General features: G+C 70.1%; 2 protein-coding genes and 1 pseudogene. All 3 read left to right on the top strand.

Features of this window, described 5'->3' with window-relative positions; translation table 11 throughout:
• Positions 1-160: pseudogene (locus IF29_RS43005) on the top strand (roadblock/LC7 domain-containing protein); the annotation flags it as partial.
• A 97-nt stretch (positions 161-257) separates the two neighbouring features.
• A complete protein-coding gene (locus IF29_RS0141080; protein WP_030267650.1) occupies positions 258-905 on the top strand; it encodes a DUF742 domain-containing protein in 648 nt (215 codons plus the stop codon).
• Positions 886-1308, top strand: a 423-nt coding sequence (locus tag IF29_RS0141075; RefSeq protein ID WP_084715570.1) for a GTP-binding protein, incomplete at its 3' end; no start/stop codon positions are given. The genes IF29_RS0141080 and IF29_RS0141075, both read left to right, overlap by 20 nt.

Genomic DNA, 1308 nt, shown 5'->3' with positions numbered 1-1308 from the left:
CATCATGGCCGTCTCCGACGGATCCTCCCTCGCCGTCCTCGCCTCCCCCGACAGCGACATCGGCCTGGTCGGCTACGAGATGGCCCTCCTCGTCGACCGGGCGGGGACCGTACTCACCCCGGCACTCCGGGCCGAGCTCCAAGGCAGCCTGCTCCACTGACTGCGCACCACAGCACCGCCCCTGCACCGCCCGCACCGCCCGCACACGTTCAGCAAGAGCTCCGAAAGCCCCTGTCGCTCAACTGTGAGGAGGACCCGTGACACCGCCCGAGGACCAGAACGGCCAGTACGGCACCGGCTATCCCGGTACAGGCCACGATGCGTTCGGTGGTCCCGGCGGCGGCTACGCCCCCGGCTACCCCGGCTATGAGCAGGAGCAGCGCAACGGCTACGGCGGCAACCCGTACCAGGAGAACCCCTACTCCAACGGCTCGGGTCCGGCACCTCGGGGCAACCCCGAGCCCAACGCGCCCACCACCAGCGGCACCGGCTCCGGCTACAACAGCCGTCCGTCGTACGCCGACGACTGGAGCCGGCCGCCGGCCCAGGAGCCGGAGATGGACGAGGAGCCGCTGATCCGGCCCTACGCCATGACCGGCGGACGGACCCGGCCGCGCTACCAGCTCGCCATCGAGGCCCTGGTCTCCACCACCGCGGCGCCCGAGCGGATCGGCTCGCTGCTGCCCGAACACCAACGGATCTGCGGTCTCTGCCTGGAGATCAAGTCCGTCGCCGAGATCTCGGCTCTACTTTCCATGCCCTTGGGCGTGGCCCGCATCCTCGTCGCCGACCTGGCCGAATCCGGCCTGGTCGCGATCCACCAACCCGCTGCCGGAGGCGAATCCGGCGGCACGCCAGACGTGACACTGCTCGAAAGGGTGCTCAGTGGACTTCGCAAGCTCTAGGCCCGCGCCACCGGCGGCCGCCACCGGAGCCCGCACGACCACCTCGGCGAAGATCGTCGTGGCCGGCGGCTTCGGGGTGGGCAAGACGACCCTGGTCGGTGCGGTCTCGGAGATCAACCCGCTGCGCACCGAGGCCGTGATGACCAGCGCCTCCGCCGGCATCGACGACCTCAGCCACGTGGCGGACAAGACCACCACCACGGTGGCCATGGACTTCGGCCGCATCACCCTGGACGAGGACCTGATCCTCTACCTCTTCGGCACCCCCGGCCAGGACCGCTTCTGGTTCATGTGGGACGACCTGGTCCGCGGCGCCATCGGCGCCGTCGTCCTGGTCGACACCCGCCGCCTCGCCGACTGCTTCCCCGCCATCGACTACTTCGAAAACAGCGGACTCCCCTTC

Origin of the sequence: Streptacidiphilus jeojiense, from assembly GCF_000719095.1 — a bacterium.
Classification (GTDB): Bacteria; Actinomycetota; Actinomycetes; order Streptomycetales; family Streptomycetaceae; genus Streptacidiphilus; species Streptacidiphilus jeojiensis.
The sequence above is the reverse complement of the archived record's forward strand: the minus strand, read 5'-3'. Positions and strand labels throughout refer to the sequence as shown.